This is a genomic window from Conyzicola nivalis (assembly GCF_040548875.1).
Taxonomy (GTDB): Bacteria; Actinomycetota; Actinomycetes; order Actinomycetales; family Microbacteriaceae; genus Conyzicola; species Conyzicola nivalis_A.
Genome location: NZ_JBEPSJ010000003.1, coordinates 279,697 through 299,970 on the forward strand (window position 1 = coordinate 279,697; position 20,274 = coordinate 299,970).

At 68.3% G+C, this 20,274-nt stretch carries 18 protein-coding genes; 16 read left to right on the forward strand and 2 right to left on the reverse strand.

Annotated elements, in window-relative coordinates; all coding sequences use genetic code 11:
• The first annotated feature begins 49 nt into the window (after window positions 1-49).
• The 9 genes from ABIE21_RS13890 to ABIE21_RS13930 all read left to right on the forward strand — a co-directional run bounded on the left by ABIE21_RS13890 (window position 50) and on the right by ABIE21_RS13930 (window position 10,552).
• On the forward strand, window positions 50-1,195 hold the full coding sequence (locus tag ABIE21_RS13890) for an RDD family protein (RefSeq protein ID WP_354025420.1): 1,146 nt from the start codon (window positions 50-52) through the stop codon (window positions 1,193-1,195).
• Window positions 1,192-5,703 carry an FtsK/SpoIIIE domain-containing protein gene (locus tag ABIE21_RS13895; RefSeq protein ID WP_354025421.1) on the forward strand — a complete coding sequence of 1,504 codons (4,512 nt, stop codon included), beginning with the start codon at window positions 1,192-1,194 and terminating at the stop codon, window positions 5,701-5,703. The genes ABIE21_RS13890 and ABIE21_RS13895 overlap by 4 nt, the downstream gene beginning before the upstream one ends.
• 95 nt (window positions 5,704-5,798) lie before the next feature.
• Window positions 5,799-6,080 carry a WXG100 family type VII secretion target gene (locus ABIE21_RS13900; RefSeq protein WP_354025422.1) on the forward strand — a complete coding sequence of 94 codons (282 nt, stop codon included), beginning with the start codon at window positions 5,799-5,801 and terminating at the stop codon, window positions 6,078-6,080.
• 81 nt (window positions 6,081-6,161) lie between these two features.
• Window positions 6,162-6,506 (forward strand): hypothetical protein, encoded by a 345-nt coding sequence (locus ABIE21_RS13905; RefSeq protein WP_354025423.1) that lies wholly within the window; start codon window positions 6,162-6,164, stop codon window positions 6,504-6,506.
• 23 nt (window positions 6,507-6,529) lie between these two features.
• Complete coding sequence (locus ABIE21_RS13910) at window positions 6,530-7,822, forward strand: hypothetical protein (protein WP_354025424.1); 1,293 nt, start codon at window positions 6,530-6,532, stop codon at window positions 7,820-7,822.
• Window positions 7,823-7,873: 51 nt separating this feature from the next.
• Complete coding sequence (locus ABIE21_RS13915) at window positions 7,874-8,485, forward strand: hypothetical protein (RefSeq protein ID WP_354025425.1); 612 nt, start codon at window positions 7,874-7,876, stop codon at window positions 8,483-8,485.
• Window positions 8,482-9,126, forward strand: a complete 645-nt coding sequence (locus ABIE21_RS13920; RefSeq protein WP_354025426.1) for a hypothetical protein — start codon at window positions 8,482-8,484, stop codon at window positions 9,124-9,126. The genes ABIE21_RS13915 and ABIE21_RS13920 overlap by 4 nt, the downstream gene beginning before the upstream one ends.
• Entirely contained in the window at window positions 9,123-10,004 is an 882-nt protein-coding gene (locus tag ABIE21_RS13925; RefSeq protein ID WP_354025427.1) for a hypothetical protein, read from the forward strand. The genes ABIE21_RS13920 and ABIE21_RS13925 overlap by 4 nt, the downstream gene beginning before the upstream one ends.
• A gap of 20 nt (window positions 10,005-10,024) precedes the next feature.
• Complete coding sequence (locus tag ABIE21_RS13930) at window positions 10,025-10,552, forward strand: hypothetical protein (protein ID WP_354025428.1); 528 nt, start codon at window positions 10,025-10,027, stop codon at window positions 10,550-10,552.
• A gap of 27 nt (window positions 10,553-10,579) precedes the next feature.
• Here ABIE21_RS13930 and ABIE21_RS13935 read toward each other — a convergent pair whose 3' ends face one another.
• Together ABIE21_RS13935 and ABIE21_RS13940 are read right to left on the reverse strand one after the other, a co-directional pair.
• Window positions 10,580-11,590, reverse strand: a complete 1,011-nt coding sequence (locus tag ABIE21_RS13935; protein WP_354025429.1) for a LacI family DNA-binding transcriptional regulator — start codon at window positions 11,588-11,590, stop codon at window positions 10,580-10,582.
• A gap of 123 nt (window positions 11,591-11,713) precedes the next feature.
• Complete coding sequence (locus ABIE21_RS13940; RefSeq protein ID WP_354025430.1) at window positions 11,714-12,154, reverse strand: nitroreductase family deazaflavin-dependent oxidoreductase; 441 nt, start codon at window positions 12,152-12,154, stop codon at window positions 11,714-11,716.
• Window positions 12,155-12,375: 221 nt separating this feature from the next.
• Between ABIE21_RS13940 and ABIE21_RS13945 the strand changes: the two genes are divergently transcribed.
• The 7 genes from ABIE21_RS13945 (at window position 12,376) to rhaI (ending at window position 20,271) form a co-directional block, all read left to right on the forward strand.
• Window positions 12,376-13,959 carry a sugar ABC transporter ATP-binding protein gene (locus tag ABIE21_RS13945; RefSeq protein WP_354025431.1) on the forward strand — a complete coding sequence of 528 codons (1,584 nt, stop codon included), beginning with the start codon at window positions 12,376-12,378 and terminating at the stop codon, window positions 13,957-13,959.
• Window positions 13,956-14,978 carry an ABC transporter permease gene (locus ABIE21_RS13950; protein ID WP_354025432.1) on the forward strand — a complete coding sequence of 341 codons (1,023 nt, stop codon included), beginning with the start codon at window positions 13,956-13,958 and terminating at the stop codon, window positions 14,976-14,978. Before ABIE21_RS13945 ends, ABIE21_RS13950 begins: the two co-directional genes overlap by 4 nt.
• Window positions 14,971-16,026 carry an ABC transporter permease gene (locus ABIE21_RS13955; RefSeq protein WP_354025433.1) on the forward strand — a complete coding sequence of 352 codons (1,056 nt, stop codon included), beginning with the start codon at window positions 14,971-14,973 and terminating at the stop codon, window positions 16,024-16,026. Before ABIE21_RS13950 ends, ABIE21_RS13955 begins: the two co-directional genes overlap by 8 nt.
• Before the next feature lie 31 nt (window positions 16,027-16,057).
• Window positions 16,058-17,116: a rhamnose ABC transporter substrate-binding protein gene (gene rhaS, locus ABIE21_RS13960; protein ID WP_354025434.1), complete on the forward strand. Its 1,059-nt coding sequence runs from the start codon at window positions 16,058-16,060 to the stop codon at window positions 17,114-17,116.
• 99 nt (window positions 17,117-17,215) lie between these two features.
• On the forward strand, window positions 17,216-18,664 hold the full coding sequence (locus ABIE21_RS13965) for an L-fucose/L-arabinose isomerase family protein (RefSeq protein WP_354025435.1): 1,449 nt from the start codon (window positions 17,216-17,218) through the stop codon (window positions 18,662-18,664).
• Window positions 18,665-18,668: 4 nt separating this feature from the next.
• Complete coding sequence (locus ABIE21_RS13970) at window positions 18,669-19,007, forward strand: L-rhamnose mutarotase (RefSeq protein WP_354025436.1); 339 nt, start codon at window positions 18,669-18,671, stop codon at window positions 19,005-19,007.
• Window positions 19,008-19,104: 97 nt separating this feature from the next.
• Window positions 19,105-20,271: an L-rhamnose isomerase gene (rhaI, locus tag ABIE21_RS13975; protein ID WP_354025437.1), complete on the forward strand. Its 1,167-nt coding sequence runs from the start codon at window positions 19,105-19,107 to the stop codon at window positions 20,269-20,271.
• Window positions 20,272-20,274 lie beyond the last annotated feature (3 nt).

Below are 20,274 nucleotides of genomic sequence, written 5' to 3' on the forward strand. Positions count from 1 at the left end.
TCGCTAAGCTGGCAGCTGCCCCTCGGGCACGACAAATGGGGGACTGCCTGTGAGTAACGAAGGCCTCGGACTTCTGCCCGCGCCGCTGGGACGGCGTTCGGCTGCCTTCCTGATCGACGCGCTCCTCGTCGGGATCGTGGCGATACCCGGGATCGTCTCGTACCCGGTGGTGATCGGCGCGCTGCTGGCCGGCGACACGCCTCCGACGCTGTCGATCGTTCTGACCGTCGTCGGCTACGCCCTCTCCCTCGTCCTGATACTGGTGCAGATCGTCGTGCACGGGCTGCGCGGGGTCACGATCGGCAAGCGGATGCTCGGCCTCCGTTCGGTGAACGTGGACACCCTCGCCAAACCCGGTTTCGGGCGGGTCGCACTGCGAGCCCTGGTGCTCGTCGTCGCCGCCACCGTGGTGCCCGGCATCGGCGCGGTCGTACTCCTGGCGTCACCGCTCTGGGCGGGCAAGAACACCGGCCGCGGCTGGCTCGACGCCATCGGCCGAACCTGGCTGCTCGACGTGCGCGCCGGGCTCGACCCCTTCGACGCGAAGGCGCTCCGACTCGCGCGCCGCGAGCTGGAGCGCGCCGGCCAGCCCGCCGAGACCGAGGTCCCATCGCTCGCCACGGGAGGCGAGGGCCGAGTGGCCTTCGTTCCCGGCAGCCGATCGCGATCGTCGATCGTCGTGGGCAGCGCCGCCGGAGTCGCCGCAGATGCCGCTCCCGTCGCGGCTCCCGCGGTCGCGCAGCCTGCGCCCACGGCGGCCGTCGCCGCACCCGCAGCCTCGCCACGCGCCGCGACCGTCACGCCGGCAGCGGCGAGCGTCGCCGCCCCGGCCGGACCCGCCGCTCGCGCCCTGCTCGTCGACCACGACTCGATCCGTTACACGGTAGACGGCGCCGCGCTCATCGGACGCAACCCCACGGCCCACCCCGCGCATCCGGGCCTCGCCGTCATCGCCGTCTCCGACAGTTCGTTCTCGATGTCGAAGACCCACGCCCGACTCGACGTCGTCGACGGCGGCATCCGCCTGACAGACCTCGGATCGAGCAACGGATCGGCCTCGGTCGACAGCGCCGGAGTCGCCGCGCCCATAGCGGAAGGCGAATCGGCGGTCATCCCCTGGGGCGGCACCATGCGTCTCGGCGACCGGGCATTCGCCGCCTATCCGGCAAGCAGTGAAGCAAGAGGAGACGCGTGAAACTCAAACTCGCCCTACGACGCGAGAGCGGCCCCGCCATCGACATCGTCGTGACCGCGGATGCGACGGCGACCGTCGGCGACGTCGCACGCACGATCCTCGAGACGGACCCGTTCACCAGCGTCATCACGGACGCGCACGCCAACGTCACCCTGCAGGTCGGTCCTCCCGAGGCGCTGAAGCTCACCGCCCTCGACGCGTCGGTTCCGATCGGCGACGCCGCCATCGGCTCCGGCTTCGACGTGGCGATCACGCAGTCGCTCCTCCACCCGGCGAGCACCACAGGGGCCGATTCGCGCAACGATGCGGCTGTGCTGCGCATCGTCAGCGGCCCCGACTCCGGCCGCGAGGTCAGGCTGCCGCTCGGCTCGAGCATGCTCGGTCGCGACCCGGGCAACGCCGTCGCGATCGCCGACTCCCTCATCTCCAAACGCCACGCGCGCATCGAGATCTCCCCCACGAGCATCGAGGTCGTCGACCTCAACTCGGCCAACGGAATCCTGGTCGACGGCGGGCTCGTGCCGCGTGTCAACCTGGCGAGCGGCCAGTCGGTCGTGCTCGGCGACAGCACCGTCTCCATCGCGCTCATCAGCGGCATCGCCAGCACCGAAGACGACATCCTCGAGCGCGGAGGACTGCTGCGGTTCAACCGCTCGCCCCGCGTCGAGGCCCGCTATCCGTCGAAGGAGCTCCCGACTCCCGACGTGCCGCTCGACAAGGACGACCCGCCGTTCACGTGGATCACCATGATGGCGCCCATCCTGATGGGCACCATGATGTTCGCGTTCACGCGCAACCCGATCTCCCTCGGCTTCGTCGCGCTCGCCCCCCTGATGCTCGTCGGCAACTACATGGCCCAGCGCACCCGCATCGGCAAGAAGACCAAGATGGAGATCGAACGCTTCGAGCTGCAGATCGAGGACATGGAAGACCAGTTCCTCACCGAGGCGCCGCGCGAACGGGCGATCCGCCTACGGGAGAGCCCCTCGGTGGCCGAGGTGTACGCGGAGGCGCACCGGCTCGGGCCGATGCTCTGGACCCGACGGCCCGAGCACTGGAACTTCCTCGACGTTCGGCTCGGGCTCGGCAGCATGCCCAGCCGTCTCACTGTCGCCGAAGACAATGCGAGCCGCGGTCTCCCCCTCTACGCGAGAAGGGTCGACGACCTGCGGGAGCGGGTCCGGCTGATCGACGACGTTCCCGTCGTCGAGAACCCGTTCCTCGCCGGAGCGCTCGGCATCTGCGGACCCGACGAACTCGTCGCCGACGCGGCACGCGCGCTCGTCGTGCAGTACGCCGGACTGCACTCGCCCGCCGAAGTCACCTTCGCCGCGCTGCTCGCCCCCTCGGCGACGCCCGAGTTCGAGTGGCTCAAATGGCTGCCGCACACCACGTCGGCGCACAGCCCGATCGACGGCGGCCAGCTGGCCGACAGCGCGGCGACCGGGCGGGCCATGCTCAACTCGCTCGAGGAGATCATCAGCGTGCGCCGCGCCGAGCTGCGTCGGGCGAATGAAGAGCGCGGCGCGTCGGACGACGACAAGGCGGCGGCCGCCCGCGGCGCCAAGGTCGGCTCGCGCGACTCGAAGTCGTTCTTCTCCGACGGCAGCGCCGCCCTGGTACTGCTCATCTCGGGCGACGCCCCCGTCGACCGCGCTCGACTCGTGCAGATCGTCGAGGACGCGGCCGACGCCCACGTCTTCCCCATCTGGATGGCGCCGGGGGTCGAGGCCCTGCCCGCCGCCTGCCGAACGTTCGTCGACGTCGCCGACGGCCTCGAGGCATCCGTCTTGCACTTCGTCCGCCAGGGCATGGTCGTTCCGAACGTGCGGGTCGAGGGTGTCTCTGCCGACTACGCGCGCATGCTCGCCCGCCGCCTCGCCCCGGTCGTCGACGCCGGCGCCGTGATCGCCGACTCGAGCGACCTGCCCCGCAGCGTGTCGATGCTCAGCCTCCTCGGCGCCGAGCTCTCGACGGAGACCCGCGCCGCCGTCGACCGGTGGAGCCAGAACAACTCCATCCACGATCGCAGCGGGCGCCCGCCGGTCGCCCGCAAACGCGCCGGCACCCTGCGCGCCCTCGTCGGCCAGACCTCGCCCGACGCGATGCACCTCGACCTGCGCACACAGGGACCGCACGCGCTGGTGGGCGGAACCACCGGCTCGGGCAAGAGCGAGTTCCTGCAGGCGTGGGTGCTCGGCATGGCCGCGGAGTACAGCTCCGACCGGGTCACGTTCCTCTTCGTCGACTACAAGGGCGGTTCGGCATTCGCCGAGTGCGTCAAGCTGCCGCACTGCGTCGGACTCGTCACCGACCTCAGCCCGCACCTCGTGCGTCGGGCGCTCACCAGCCTGCGCGCCGAGCTGCACCACCGCGAGCACCTGTTCAACCGCAAGAAGGTCAAAGACCTCATCGAGCTCGAGAAGCGCGGCGACCCGGAGTGCCCGCCGGCACTCGTGCTCGTCATCGACGAGTTCGCAGCCCTCGCCGGCGAGGTGCCGGAGTTCGTCGACGGCGTCGTCGACATCGCTCAGCGCGGACGCTCGCTCGGCATCCACCTGATCATGGCCACGCAGCGACCCGCCGGCGTGATCAAGGACAACCTGCGCGCGAACACCAACCTTCGAGTCGCGCTCCGCATGGCCGACGAGTCCGACTCGAAGGATGTCGTCGGCGACCCGGTCGCCGGCACCTTCGACCCGTCCATTCCCGGCCGCGCGATCGCCAAGACCGGCCCCGGTCGCCTCATCCCGTTCCAGTCCGGATACGCGGGCGGCTGGACGACCGACGAGCCAGAGGCCGCCGGTGTGAAGATCTCCGAGCTGCGTTTCGGCGCGGTCACGCCCTGGGACCCGGCTGTGCAGGAGTCGAACGAGCACACCTCCGACCCGGGCCCCAACGACCAGTCGCGCATCGTCACGAACCTCATCAGCGCCGCCGCCGCGGTCGGCATCCCCGCACCGCGCCGCCCGTGGCTCGACGACCTCGCCACCGGCTACGACCTGCTCCGTCTCCCTCAGGAGCGCGACTCGGCGATCGTGATCGGCATCAGCGACAAGCCGGAGAGCCAGCAGCAGATCCCGGCCTACTTCTTCCCCGACAAAGACGGCCACATGGCGGTGTACGGCACCGGCGGAACGGGCAAGACAGCCGTGTTGCGCACGCTCGCGATCGCCGCCGGTATGGCGCCGCGCGGCGGCCGGGTCGACGTGTACGGCATGGACTTCGGCACCGGCGCGCTCCGCAGCATCGAGGCGCTTCCGCACGTGGGATCCGTCGTCGCCGGCGACGACCATGAACGGGTGTCGCGACTGCTCGTGATGCTGCGCACGGAACTCGACCGCCGTTCAGAGGCGTACACGGCGGTGAACGCCGGCTCGATCGACGAGTACCGGGAGATCACCGGCAACCACGCCGAGCCGCGCGTGCTGCTGCTGCTCGACGGGTTCGGCTCCTTCCGCAAGGAGTACGAGACGAGCCTCTCCCGGGCGCCGCTCTACAACACCTTCATGCGCGTTCTCGGCGAGGGCCGCCCGATGGGCATCCACGCCGTGATCACCGCCGACCGGTACGGGAGCGTTCCGACGGCGGTCAACGCCGCCATCCAGCGCCGCATCGTGCTCCGTCTGCCCGACGAGGGTTCGTACCAGATCCTCGACGCACCCAAGGACGTGCTCAGCGAGACGTCCCCTCCGGGCCGCGCCATCGTCGACGGCGAGGAGACTCAGGTCGCGATCATCGGCGGCACCTCCAACGTCTCCGAGCAGACCGCTGCGACGAAGGCGCTCGCGGAGCGTCTCCGCGCCGCTGGTGTCTCCGACGCACCCCCCGTGGGTGCACTGCCGCGCGAGGTGTCCATCGACGCGCTGCCGACCTCCGTCGGCGAGTTCCCGACACTGGGCATCTCCGACCAGGCGCTCGCGCCGATGGGCTTCGACCCGACCGGGACCCTCATCGTCGGCGGGCCGCCCTCGAGCGGCAAGACCAATGCGCTGCGGGCCATCGCCCGCGGCGTCGCCCGCTGGGACCCGGCCGCGAAGCTGTTCCACATCGGCGGACGCCGTTCCGATCTGGCCAACGACTTCCCGTGGATGCGCAGTGCCGTGCGGGTCGACGACGCGGTCGCCCTCGCGACCGAACTCGCCGAGCTCGTGGCCGACGAGGACATCGCCGGTCGTCTCGTCGTCGTGGTCGAGAATTTCGTGCAGTTCGCCGGCACACCGCTGGAGAAGCCGCTCATCTCGCTCGCCCAGAAGATCAACCGCAGCGACCACCTGCTGATCACCGAGGCCGACGTCTCGGCGCTCGGCAGCAGTTTCGGCCTCGTCGGCGACATGAAGGCCGGCCGGAAGGGAATCATCCTGAAACCCGACACTCACGACGGCGACAGCATCTTCAAGGTGCCGTTCCCGCGGGTCGCGCGCCACGAGTTCCCCGAGGGGCGCGGTCTGTACGTGCAGAACGGCGCCGTCTCGCGGGTTCAGCTGCCCCTGGTGGAGCATGGGTAGGTGTGCCCATCGCTTTGCCGACGGGCTTCGCTTAAAGTAAGTATCAATCCGAGCACGACTCCACAAATGCACCGACATCGAGAAGGAATAGAACTATGACTTTCCACGCCAGCTACGAAGCAATGGAACAGACCGCCCTCACCCTCGACGGCGGCGCCGACGACATCCGCGGCCAGCTCGTCACCCTCCTCGGCAAGGTCGAAGACCTGCTCGGCGAGGGCTTCAAGACCGAACTCGCCTCTGGTGCTTTCGGCGACGGATACCGCGAGCTCAACACCGGTGTCAACCAGGCCATCGACGGCATCACCTCGATGTCGCAGGCACTGCGCGACATGGCCACCAAGACCCAGGAGCACGACGCAGCTCTCGCCGGCTAGGCAGAAGCGCTCGTGCGGCCGGGGCGTTCTCCACGCCCCGGCCTTGGAAACCATTGACACTCACGAAAGGGCGGGCTCGGCATGGCCGACAAGATCTGGCTCAACATGCAGGACCTCGAACTCGTCAACGAGTCTCTGCTGGTCTCCATCACCGAATTCACCGAAGTCGCTGACAGCAACGACGACGTCGAGGCTGCCATCGGCGATCCGGCCGGTCGAGGCGACCTCCGCGGTCGCGTCTACGACTTCGAAGCCGGGTGGAATAACAACCGCGAGAAGTTGACGGAGAACCTGACGAAGGTGCAAGAGCACCTCCAGGGCATCATCGACGGATTCAACACTCTGGATTCCGAACTCAACTCGGGGCTCACCGCCGCAGAGACCAGCCCGCTCAGCAATCCCGGCCGCGACAACATCCCCGTCTAGAGGACACCACAATGACTATGGACATGACCTCCCCCCAGAACAACCCTCTGGTCGTGCTCGAGGGATCTCACACCGACATCCATGGCCGAGGCGAGCAGCTCGTGACCCTCGGGCTCCAGATGGCGCGCACCGCCCGCTCGCTCAAGAAGATCAGCGAGGGCGACACCCAGATCAGCGAAGCGGTCGACACGCTGCGCGAGAGCGCCGAGGGCGTACACGCCGACCTCGACAAGGCGGGAACCCGCTACGAGGACACCGGGCGCGTGCTGCGGACCTACGCGGCCGCCCTCGAGACTGCGCAGCTGCAGCTCACCCCGCTCGTCGAGCAGATCGAGACCAAGGCGCTCGCGGCACAGACGGCTCTCGCCGAGCAGCAGGAGGCGCAGCGGACGTCGAACGACCTGGACACGACGTGGCTCTGGGAGACGGAAGCCACCGACAAGGAGCTCACGGCCGCCGCCACCGCACTCAGCGAGGCCGGAACCGCCGCACGTTCGGCGCAGGACGACCTCGATGCGCTGTGGGAGACCTACGACACCCACTTCACCACTTGGAGCGACGCCTACGACGCTGCAGTGGCCGGCATCGGCGACGCGATCACCGCCGCCGACAACAACGACAACTGGTTCGACGACGCCCTCGACTTCTTCATCGAGGCGATCGGCTATATCGCGATGGCCCTCGTCATCGCGGCGCTGTTCGTCGCCGCCCCGCTGGCCGCGATCTTCCTGATCGCCGCGGCGATCATCACCGTCGTGAGCCTGATCGCTCACATCTACCTGGCGTTCAAGGGCAGGGCGACCCTGACCGACATCGCCTTCGACGTCATCGGCCTCATCCCGTTCGTGAAGCCCGTCGCGGGCATCCTCCGCGCCGGCGGCGGCATGTCGCGCATCGGAAGCGGGCTCTACGGCATGTTCCGCTCTCCCGGGGCGGTTCAGGCCATCGGGACCGCACGGAGCAAGATCGAGCACTTCGCGCTCCACGGGGTGCGGGGCGAGGCGGCGCAGACGGCGATCCGCGAATCCCTCGACTCCGTGATCAAGCCGGGAACCAACTACGCGAGCCAGGCGTGGACCCGCATCATCGGCGGCGACCCGGCGACGGGCGACCTGATCAGGCTCACCAACCACGTTCGCAACTCCGTCGTCGACACCGTGCCGCGCATGAGCTCCTGGGTAACCGGAGCCGCCACCCAGACCGTCATCCCAGCGACCAGCCAGATGGGCGCCAACGTCGGAAGCTTCGTGCTCGGCTTCGACCAGGCAGCGCAAGACATCATCCCCGCGTGGGGCTCGTTCCGTGAAACGTACTGACGCACGCCGCGCGTCGTTTCTCACCCCCACATCATGAAAGACTCGGCTGTTATGCCTGACCTGAGATCGGAATTGCTCGCCGACGTGCGCGCTCCCCTGGAGTTCGCACTGATCACCCCTCCCGGTTGGGCGCGCTTCGGGGTGGACGAGGCTGCTGAGAAGCAGCTCGCCGGCAACATGGAACAGGTCTTCCGCGACCGCGGACAGCCGAAGCAGCTGTTCCACCAGCGCGCGCAGTTGCACAAGCTCTTCAACGAGCTGCGTCGCCGCAACGCCGTCGCGGTCTACCTGCCGGTGAAACCGGTCAACGATGTCGTGCTCCCGGTGTCCATCGCGATCCTCCCGGCCCCCGTCCGCGACTCGGCCGGAGTCGACCGGTTCGCCCAGCGTCTCGCCTCGCGCGGCGCGGTGTCGAGCGGCCTGCACAACGGGCTGCAGATTCTGCGCTGGGAGGAACGCAACGCGGTTCCGGGCGAGAACGGCGCTCACTCGCTCGCCATCAACCACCTCTTCGAGGCACCCACCGGGTCCGGCAGGTCGGCGGCCCTCGTCACCGCGTCACTGCTGTACATCGACGGCTCGGAAGGCGAGGAGTTCACCGAGTCGCTCGAGATCCTCCTGGAAGCGATCGTCGGCACATTCACGTGGAGGATCACATCGTGACAACAGACACCCCCGCATCCGAGCTTCCCGACTACGACTCCGACACCTGGATCGAGGTACCGCTGGAGTTCCCCGCGGGTGAATTCGCGTCCGCGGAGGAGTGGGCTGACACGCTGACCGGTGATGCTCTTCGGACCACCCGCGACGACGACCCGATCCGCGCCGGATTCCGCTCGGCGGCGGTCGCGGTCGCCGAGCACACTCGCGGACTGGCTTCCCGGCGCTTCTGGTATTTCCCGCTCATGGCGTACACGAGCTCCCTCGTCCAGCTCTACGAACTGCCGCGCATCGACGGCCTCGACGACGTGCTGGTCGAGTTCCTGGGCGCCCACGAGCACCGGTCGACCGACCCGGTCGTCACCGAGCTGACGAGCGCGCTCGGCGAGCGGGTCATCCGGGTGGCGTTCCTCGTCGACGAGGCTCCCACCGCGAACGACAGCGCGGTGTTCGCGGTCATCCGGGTGGCGCGCGTCACCGAGGAGGCGGTCAACGTCTTCGAGATGAAAGACCAGGACCTGCTCACCGCGAGCCAGCTGATCCGCGATCTCGAGGTGCTCGCCGTCTCCGTGGGAAACGGACCGTACACCCCTGCCGACGAAGACAGTCCGGCAGTCCTCGAGCGTTCGGGAGACGCCGCGTGAACGACGTCGACTGGAACACCCTCGTGACACGGTCGGGAACCCGCCCTCCGCAACCCGCCGCGGACGGCGACGCTCTGCGGAGCGTGCAGAGGGTGCTTCCGCGGCTCAGCGGCACCTCGCTGGACGCCGACATCTCGCTTGCTCTGCTGACCGCCGCATCGAGCGGGAAGCTGCGCGAGCGCCTGACCGAGACCCAGGGCCGAAGCGCTCAGGGCATGGCCGCGGTGAAGACCGCGAAACGCGCCGGCACGTCGGATCCGGTCCTGTCGCCGGCATCCATCGTTCTGGCCCTCGCCGGCGTGATCCTCCTCGCCATCGGCACCATTCTCAGCCTCCGGTCCATCCGCACGGACAACGACTATTTCGTCGAGGACCTGCAGACCGCCGCTATCTCCTCGGGGGCGGTTCTCCTCATCGTTGCGCTCTGGTTCGCCGGCACCGAGCTCATACGCAACCCGTGGGCGGGCAGCCGTGCTGGCGGGTGGGGCTGGGCGTTCTACCTCGTGCCCATAGCGGCCACCTGCGCCGCCATCGTCTCCATCGTCTTCCGGATCGGTGACCAGAGCGTTCACGGCGCCGTCGGTGTCGGCCTCACACTGCAGTTCGTCGCGCTTGCTGTCTTCGTCGTGGCGCTCGTCGGTGCCCTGCGCAACCGTGAAGAAGCCGCCGCGTTGAAGTCCGAGGCGGCCAAGACCGCACCCGACAAGCACCTCGCGAAGCACAACACGCAGATGCGCAAGGAGACCGCCTGGGCGGTGTCCAAGGCGGCACCCGGCGAGCTCGACCGTGATGCGGCGGCCGCCGGCCTCCGCCAGCTGTACGAGCAGGGCAGGCTGCCCGCCGAGCGCACCGAGGCGATACTCCGCACTCTCGGCTAGCGGTGCAGGGGAACAGGTACATGACCGATCGCCCCGCAGCATCCGACATCGAACTCGACTCCCGCGTCGCGCGGGGCAAACGCGTCCTTATGTACGCGGCTTTCGCGATGCTGCTGTTCTTCCTCCTGAGTCTTCTCAACTTCGTCCTCGCCGGCGGCAGGATGGGCCTGCGCGACACCGCCCGCTGGGATGAGACAGTCGCCTGGCCGTTCATCCCCCTGCCCGCATTCCTGGTGATCGCCGCAGGCATCGCAGCAGCTGTCGGCGTGTTCATGGCCGTGCCGTACTTCCGGCATGACACGGCCGACGACCTCGTGCTGATGGGCGGCGTTTCCATCGTGCTGTTCGGATTCATGTCCCTGTTCTTCGCCGGCGTCTACACGTCGACCGTGGGGATCTCCACCGGTTTCGACAGCTACCCGGAGCAGGGCCTCGGCTGGCACTGGATCGCCGCGGTGATTCAGGTCCCCGCCGTCGTCGCTCTCGCCGTGCGCGGAGCGAGCCTGTACCGGGCGCACAGGAATCGGCTCTCGCAGAACGAGGCGTGACCGCCGACGCACGCGAGGAATCGCGGGCTACGCCCCGACCGTAGAGGCGCGCACCACCAGCTGCGGCTGGAACACGATGTGCTCGTGCATGAAGTCGGCGCCGTGCTCGACCTCGCGCAGCAGCAGCTCGACCGCGCGGCTGCCGATCAGCGCGCTGGGCTGGCGGATCGACGAGAGCGGCACGATCGCAGCGGAGGCGAAGTCGATGTCGTCGTAGCCGATGAGAGCGATGTCCTCGGGCACCCGAAGGGTTCCCGCCATCGACAGCGCCTGCAGCACGCCGACGGCGATGAGGTCGTTCGCGGCGAAGATCGCGTCGGGGCGCTCCGACTCGGGACGGTCGCGGATCGCCTCGCCGGCGGTGCGCCCGTGCAGCACGCTCTGCGACTCGACCTCGATGACCTCGAGAGTGACGCCGTCGTGCTGATCGACAGCGCGCCGGGCGCCGCTCAGTCGGTCGGCGACCTGCCGGATCGACTGCGGCCCGCCGACGAAGGCGATACGGGTGCGCCCGATCGATGCGAGGTGAGCCACGGCCAGGTGCCCGCCCGCGACGTCGTCGACGGAGACCGATGAGAAGCCGCCGTTCTCGGTGCCGCGGTCGACGAGCACCGTGGGGATGCCGCGCTCGCGCAGCCGCACGAGCCGCTCCATCGAGTCGGCGAGCGGTGAGATGAGCACGCCGAGCACGCGCTGCTCCTCGAACAGGTCGAGGTAGGCGTCTTCGCGGGCGATCGTCTCGTCGCTGTTGCCGAGGATGACCGTGAGATTCGCGTCGGCGGCCTCGTCCTCCGCCCCGCGGGCGAGGTCGGTGAAGAAGGGGTTGCCGACGTCGAGCACAACGAGTCCGATGGTGCGGCTGCGTCCCGCGCGCAGCTGGCGGGCGACGTCGTTGCGCACGAATCCGAGCGAGTCGATCGCGGCCTGCACTCGGCCGACGGTCTCGGGCGTCACCTTCTCGGGCCTGTTGAGCACGTTCGAGACGGTTCCCACCGATACCCCGGCGAGCGCCGCGACGTCTCTGACGCTGATCGACATCGTTGGCCTCTCGCTGCTACCGGCGCGCAGCAGTCGCCGCGCGGGCGGCGCCGACGCCGTTGCATCGATTCACCGCCTTCGGCATTCTGGCATGCCGGGGCCGCAAGGCCTATCTCCGACCGGCTATTCGTCCATCGGCGTCAGCACGAAGACGGGTATCTGCCGGTCGGTCTTCTTCTGGTACTCGGCGTAGTCGGGCCAGGCAGCGACGGCCCGCTGCCACCACTCGTCCCTCTCGGCGCCGGCGACCTCGCGAGCGGTGTAGTCGCGCTTCACAGGGCCGTCCTGCAGTTCGACGTGCGGATGCGCCACGAGATTGAAATACCAGACCGGATGCTTCGGCGCTCCGCCGAGCGACGCGACGACCGCGTACTCCCCCTCGTGCTCGACGCGCATGAGCGGCGTCTTACGCAGCTTGCCCGACTTCGCGCCGACTGACGTCAACAGGATGATCGGCCTGCCGCGAAGCTCTGCGGCCTCGGTCCCGCCCGACGCCTCGAAGCGTTCGGCCTGCTCGCGGGCCCAGTCGGCTGTGCTCGGTTCGTATTCTCCCTGAAGTGGCATGCTCCCATTCCACCACCGCCGGAGCGTGTTTGCGCGGTTTCGGGACGACCGCGCGCCGACGCGCATGCGCGGTCGTCCCGGAAGTGCGCAGACGCCGCCGCAATCGTTGTGAACTCGGTGACAGAAGCGACTTGACGGGCGCGAGAGGCAGGTCGTAGAGTTCACTCGTCTCAAAGCATTAAAACGATTCAATCGCCCTCAACGTGGAGGTCTGCTGCAGCATGGCAACCCGAGAAGTACCGACCGTGCCCGCGGCGTCATCCGGTTCGGCGCAGCTCTCGTCGGCGTCAGGCGCCTCCGCGCAGCCGCAGTCGGTGCTCACCCTCACGGGAGCTGCCAAGACCTTCGGCCCCGTCGTCGCCCTCGCCGACGGCACGATCGACATCCGCCCCGGCGAGATCCACGCGCTCGTGGGTGAGAACGGCGCGGGCAAGTCGACGCTGGTCAAGATCCTCGCCGGCGTGCACTCCCCCGACGCCGGGGAGTTCGTCGTGGGCGGCGAGCATGTCGCGTTCCGCTCCCCGGCAGACAGCAAGGCGGCGGGGATCTCGGTGATCTACCAGGAGCCGACGCTCTTCCCCGACCTCACCGTCGCCGAGAACATCTTCATCGGCCGTCAGCCGACCGGTCGCGGCGGCATCATCAACCGCCGCGAGATGAGGCGCCAGGCGCGCGAGCTCTTCGCCACCCTCGGGGTGCCGATCGACCCCGACCGCATCGCGGAGGGCCTCTCGATCGCCGACCAGCAGATCATCGAGATCGCGAAGGCCATCTCGCTGGACGCACGGGTGCTGGTGATGGATGAACCGACCGCCGCGCTGTCGGGCGTAGAGGTCGAGCGGCTCTTCACCGTTGCGCGCGGCCTGCGCGACAAGGGCGCGGGCATCCTGTTCATCTCGCACCGGTTCGAGGAGGTCTTCGCCCTGTGCGACCGCATCACCGTCATGCGCGACGGCCGCTACGTCAGCGTGCACGACACCGCCGCGGCGACAGTGCCCGGGATCGTCAAGGAGATGGTCGGCCGCGAGCTCGGCGCCCTGTTCCCCAAGGTCGTCGCACCGGTCGGCGACACGGTGCTCTCCGTGACGGGGCTCTCCCGGCTCGGGGTGTTCACCGACATCGGGTTCGAAGTGAAGGCGGGCGAGATCGTGGCGCTCTCCGGGCTCGTCGGCGCCGGCCGCACCGAGGTGGCGCGCGCGGTGTTCGGAATCGACAAGTACGACGCCGGCACGGTTCACCTCGACGGAAAGCCTCTGCCCGCCAGAAGCCCGCAGGCCTCGATCACCGCGGGCATCGGCTTCGTGCCCGAAGACCGCCGCAAGCAGGGCCTCGTCATGGACCTCTCGGTCGCCCGCAACGCGACCCTCACCCTGCGCAAATCGCTCGCCAGGTTCGGGCTCATCTCCGGCGCCCGAGAGCGCCGCCTCGCCGAGGAATGGTCCGCACGCCTGCAGGTGAAGACCGGCTCGCAGGACTACGCCGTCTCCACGCTCTCGGGAGGAAACCAGCAGAAGGTCGTACTCGCGAAGTGGCTGGCCACCGAGCCCCGCCTGCTCATCGTCGACGAACCGACCCGCGGCATCGACGTGGGCACCAAGGCCGAGGTGCACCGGCTGCTCTCCGACCTCGCCGGCCGGGGCATTGCGATCCTGATGATCTCGTCGGAGCTGCCCGAGGTGCTCGGCATGGCCGACCGCATCCTCGTGATGCACGAGGGCCGCATCAGCGCCGAGTACTCGCGCGAAGAGGCGACGGCCGAACTGGTCATGCACGCCGCCACGTCGGCACAGGAGGTAGCCCGTTGAGCACCATCACCGAAGAGAAGACGGGCGCGATGCACTCCGTGCGCTCGTTCCTGCGGGCGAGGGAGATCCCCGTCGCCGGAGCGCTCGTCGCCCTGGTGATCATCACCACGATCATCAACCCGCGGTTCCTCTCGCCACAGAGCCTCAAAGACCTCATGCTCAACGCGACGATCGTGATCATCCTCGCGGTCGGCCAGGCGTTGGTGATCATCACCCGCAACGTCGACCTGTCGGTCGGCTCGATCCTCGGCCTCGTCGCCTTCGGCACCGGCACCCTGTTCGACGTGTTCGCCGGCATCCCGATCCCGCTCGTCTTCCTCGCAGGGATGGTGTTCGGCGGGGTGCTCGGGGCGATCAACGGCCTGCTCGTCACCGCGGCGAAAGTGCCCGCCCTCGTGATCACGCTCGGCACGATGTACATCTACCGCGGTGTGCTCACGAGCTGGGCCGGGTCGAAGCAGTACTTCTCGGGCGACAACCCTCGGGAGTTCGGCGCCCTGTCGGTCGACACGGTCTTCGGCCTGCCGATCATCACCCTCGTCGCGATCGCCGTGGTGATCGCCGTGGGCTTCTTCATGCGGGCGGTGCGCAGCGGACGCGACCTGTACGCGATCGGCTCCGACCCCGACGCAGCGCGGCTGTTCGGTCTCGCCGTGAGCAAACGGGTCCTCGCGGCCTTCGTCGCGAACGGCGCGCTCGTCGGCCTCGCCGGCGTGCTCTACACCTCGCGGTACAACTCGGTGGGCGCGCTCACCGGCAGCGGCCTCGAGCTCGACGTCGTCGCCGCGGTCGTGGTCGGCGGCGTCGCGATCTCGGGCGGCACCGGCACGGTGGTCGGCGCGGCGATCGGAGCGGTGCTGCTCTCCACCATCACCGGCGCCCTCACGGCGACCCGGGTCGACAAGTTCTGGCAGCAGGCGATCGTGGGTGTGCTCATCCTCTCGGCGATCATCGTCGACCGCATCGTCTCCGTGCGCAACGCAAGAAAACTTCGAGTGAGTGAGGCACGTGATGTCTGAGACCCTGACCGCATCGATCGTCAAGAGCCGTAGCGCCATCGGCAAGCGTCTCATCGGGCACGACGCCGTCATCATCTACGTGCTCATCGCCGTCGTGATCGTCTCGTGCCTGACAGTGCGCTATTTCGCGTCGACCCTCACCGTAGGCTTCCTGCTCATCCAGGTGATCCCGATCCTGCTGCTCGCCCTGCCGATGGCGCTCGTGATCATCTCCGGAGAGATCGATCTCTCCGTGGCATCCATCGCCGGCCTCACGAGCGCCGTCATGGGCGTGCTCTGGCGCGACTCCGGCTGGGACATCGTCACCGTCATGGTCGCCTCGGTGTTCGTCGGTGTCGTCTGCGGGGCGTTCAACGGCTTTCTGATCACAACGCTCGGGCTGCCGTCGCTGGCCGTGACGATCGGCACGCTCGCACTGTTCCGCGGCTTGGCGCTCGTGGTGATCGGCGACCAGAAGGTGGCCAACTTCCCCAAGGAGCTCAACATCTTCGTGCTGTCGAAGATCGGGGCGACCGGCATCCCGGTGGTGATGATCTTCGTCATCCTGATCATCGCCTTCTTCGCGATCCTGCTGCACTTCACCCCCTTCGGCCGCGGGCTGTACGCGCTCGGCTACAGCACCGAGGCCGCGTCGTTCGTCGGCATCCGCGTCGGCCATGCCAAGTTCTGGCTGTTCATCGCCACCGGCACCGTCGCGGGACTCGTCGGCGTCTTCCTCACCCTGCGACTCGCGAGCGCCGGTCCGGACAACGGAACGGGCATGGAGCTCAGCGTCATCGCCGCGGTGCTGCTCGGCGGGGTCTCGATCTTCGGCGGCAAGGGCTCGATCCCCGGCGTGATCGGCGGGGTGCTGCTCATCGGCGTGCTCACCTACTCGCTGCGTCTCGCCAAGGTTCCCGAGACCGCGCTCATCATCGTCACCGGAAGCCTGCTCGTGATCTCGGTCGTGGCCCCCAGCGTCACGGCCTGGGCCAAGGAGCGCATCCGGCTCTCGCGCGTGCACAAAGTCGTCCAGGGGTCGTCGACCCTCGGTTCCACCCACGCCTAAGCACCAGGCGTACATCCCGAAAGGAAAGACAATGGAGTTATTTTCTGCAGCACGTAACCGAGGCGCTCGTCGCGCCTCCCTCGCGGCCATCGCCGTCACCGTCGCGCTAGTCGCGACCGGCTGCGCGGCTGGCGGAGACGACGGAGGGGGTGGCGGCGGCGAAGGCGGCGGCGACCTCACGATGGCGTTCCTGCCCAAGCAGCTGAACAACCCGTACACCGACGTCGTGCTCGGCGGAGGCGAAGACGGCGCGGAGGAGGCCGGTTTCACCTCGAGCGTCCTCGGTCCGTTGGAGGCCAGCGCGAGCGCGCAGATCCCGTTCATCGAGCAGGCGACGCAGGAGGGCACCAAGGTCATCGTCATCGCGGCGAACGACCCCGACGCCGTCGGCCCGTCGCTCTCGGCCGCCCGTGAGGCCGGCGCCAAGATCGTGGCCTTCGACTCCGACACCAACCCCGACTACCGCGACATCTTCATCAGCCAGGTCGTCGCGAAAGACGTGGCACTGATCCAGCTGGAGATCATCTCCGAGCAGATCGGCGGAGCGGGCGACATCGCGATCCTGTCGGCGACGGCGACCGCGAGCAACCAGAACGAGTGGATCAAGTTCATGGAGGAGGAGCTGGAGTCGAACGCCGACTACGCCGACATCAACCTCGTCGCCAAGGTCTACGGCGACGACGATGCCGACAAGTCGTTCCAGGAGACCCAGGGTCTGCTGTCGTCGTACCCCAACTTGAAGGGCATCATCTCGCCCACGACGGTCGGCATCGCCGCCGCGGCCAAGTACCTCTCCACCTCGGACTACAAGGGCAAGGTCGCGCTGACCGGCCTCGGACTGCCGAACGAGATGCGCGAGTTCGTCAAGGACGGAACCGTGGTCGAGTTCGCCCTCTGGGACCCGGCACAGCTCGGCTACGTCGCGGCGTTCGCCGGCAAGGCGCTCGTCGACGGTGACATCACCGGCGAAGAGGGCGACAGCTTCGAGGCCGGCGAGCTCGGCACCATCGAGGTCGGCGAGAACGGCGTCGCGATCGTCGGACCGCCGACGCGCTTCAACGCCGACAACATCGACGACTACGACTTCTAAGTCGTCGGAAACCGCGCGTCCCTGGGCCTGCCCTTCGACAGGCTCAGGGACCACCTTCGACAGGCTCAGGGACCGCATTCGACTCTCCAGGGAATCCACATGACCGACCAACTCGCGCCCAAGAAGCGCCGCCAGACCCGCATCGGCCTCGTCGCCGGCGGGCTCGCCGCCTACTGGCCGCAGTTTCCCGACCTGCTGCCGCAGCTGCAGGAGTCGAGCCGCTACGTCACCGCACGGTTCAACGAGCTCGACGCAGAGGTAGTCGACGTCGGTTTCGTCTCGGATGCGCAGGAGGCCACCACGGCGGCCGAGCGACTCCGCGTCGCGGACTGCGACCTCATCGTCATCTTCCTCACCACCTACCTCACTTCGTCGATGGTGCTGCCTATCGCCCAGCGCGCGAAGACCCCCGTGCTCGTGATCGACCTCCAGCCCACCGAGGCGATGGACCACGCGAACTTCGACACCGGCAAGTGGCTCGCGTACTGCGGCCAGTGCCCCGTGCCCGAGGTCGCCAACGTCTTCAGACGCGCCGGCATCCCCTTCCGATCGGTCTCGGGCCACCTGAAGCAGGAGTCGGCCTGGACCCGCATCGACCAGTGGGTGCACGCGGCCGGGGTGCGCGGGGTGCTGCGCACCGCCCGCCACGGCCTGATGGGCCACCTCTACCCGGGCATGCTCGACGTGTCGACCGACCTCACGCTCGTGTCGACGCAGTTCGGCTCGCACGTCGAGGTGCTCGAGTTCGACGACCTGCGGGTGCGGGTCGCCGAGGTCACCGACGCGCAGGTGCGCGAGCGGATGGACCTCGCGCGCGAGCTCTTCACCCTCGATGCATCCGTCGACGACGACGACTTCTTCTGGGGCGCGAAGGTGTCTGTGGGGCTCGACCGCCTCGTCGACGACTTCGAGCTCGACTCGGCCGCCTACTACCACCGCGGCCTCGAGGGGGAGCAGCACGAACGGCTCGGCGCCGGCATGATCCTCGGATCGTCGCTGCTGACGGCGCGCGGCATCCCCTTCGTCGGCGAGTACGAGCTGCGCACCAGCCTCGCGATGCTCGCCGGCCACACCATCGGCGCCGGAGGCTCGTTCACCGAGATCCAGGCGCTCAACTTCTTCGACGGCGTCGTCGAGATGGGCCACGACGGTCCGGCGCACCTCGCCGTCTCCTCGGCGCAGCCGCTGCTTCGCGGGCTGGGCGTCTATCACGGCAAACGCGGCTACGGGGTCTCGGTCGAGTTCGACGTCAAGCAGGGTCCGGTCACGACGTTCGGCATCGGCCAGGACCGCGACGGCAGCTTCAGTTTCATCACGAGCGAGGGCACCGTGGTCGACGGCCCGCTGCTGGCGATCGGCAACACCACGAGCCGCGTCGACTTCGGCGGCGACCCGGGTGAATGGGTCGACGAGTGGTCGCAGACCGGGGTCGGCCACCACTGGGCGCTCTGCGTCGGCCACCGTGCCGGCGACATCCGTGCCGCCGCGAGCCTGCTCGGAATCGAGCACAGACACGTCGACATGACCGAACTACCGAGATGGAGATAACCGGATGACCCAGCGCGTGTGCTTCCAACTGCAAGTCAAACCCGACCACATCGACGCCTACCGCGCCGCCCACGCCGCGGTCTGGCCCGACATGCTCGAGGCGTTGAAGAACACGGGGTGGAACAACTACTCGATCTTCATGCGCCCCGACGGGCTGCTCATCGGCTACTTCGAGACGGAGAACCTCCAGGCCTCGCTCGACGGCATGGCCCAGACCGAGGTGAACGGCCGCTGGCAGGCCGCGATGGCCGAGCATTTCGTCGATCTCGACGTTCCGGCCGACCAGGCGTTCGACTACCTGACCGAGGTCTTCAACCTCGATGACCAACTTTCCCGGGTCTGATTGTGGAACCCGGCACCAGCCGGTACAGTGGCAATTGAAACGATTCATTCACGGCCGTTCAGCGGCATCGTGAAGACATAAGACAGAGAGAATTCCAATGGCGAAATTCAGCGACATCTCCACGGCGCTCGAGACCCAGGCGATCGAGCTCCCCTCCTGGGCGTTCGGCAACTCCGGCACACGCTTCAAGGTCTTCGGCACGCCGGGAACCCCGCGCACGCCGCAGGAGAAGATCGCCGACGCGGCCAAGGTCAACGAGTACACCGGCCTCTCCCCCACGGTCGCGCTGCACATCCCCTGGGACAAGGTCGACGACTACTCGGCGCTCCGCCGCTACGCAGGCGACCTGGGGCTCGAGCTCGGCACGATCAACAGCAACACCTTCCAGGACGACGACTACAAGTTCGGGTCGCTCACGCACACCGACCCGAAGATCCGCCAGAAGGCCATCGACCACCACTACGAGTGCATCGAGATCATGGATGCGACCGGCTCGCGCGACCTGAAGATCTGGCTCGCGGACGGCACCAACTACCCCGGCCAGGGCGACATCCGCGGACGCCAGGACCGCCTCGCCGACTCCCTCGCCTCGATCTACGCACGTATCGGCGAGACGCAGCGGCTCGTGCTCGAGTACAAGTTCTTCGAGCCCGCTTTCTATCACACCGACGTTCCCGACTGGGGAACCTCCTACGCCCAGGTCGCCGCCCTCGGCGACCGCGCCCTCGTCTGCCTCGACACCGGCCACCACGCTCCCGGCACCAACATCGAGTTCATCGTCGCCCAGCTGCTGCGCCTCGGAAAACTCGGGAGCTTCGACTTCAACTCGCGCTTCTACGCCGACGACGACCTCATCGTCGGCGCCGCCGACCCGTTCCAGCTCTTCCGCATCATCTACGAGGTCATCCGCGGCGGCGGCTACGGACCCGCCTCCGACGTGGCGTTCATGCTCGACCAGTGCCACAACGTCGAAGACAAGATCCCCGGGCAGATGCGCTCGGTGCTCAACGTGCAGGAGATGACGGCGCGCGCGCTGCTCGTCGACGGCACGGCGCTCAAGGCCGCGCAGGACGCGGGCGACGTGCTCGGAGCCAACGCGATCCTCATGGACGCGTTCTACACCGACGTGCGCGCCGACCTCGCCCAGTGGCGCGCCACCCGGGGGCTGCCCTCCGACCCGATGGCGGCCTATGCCGCATCCGGATACCAGAAGAAGATCGCCGAAGAACGAGTGGGCGGCCTGCAGGCCGGCTGGGGAGCGTAACCG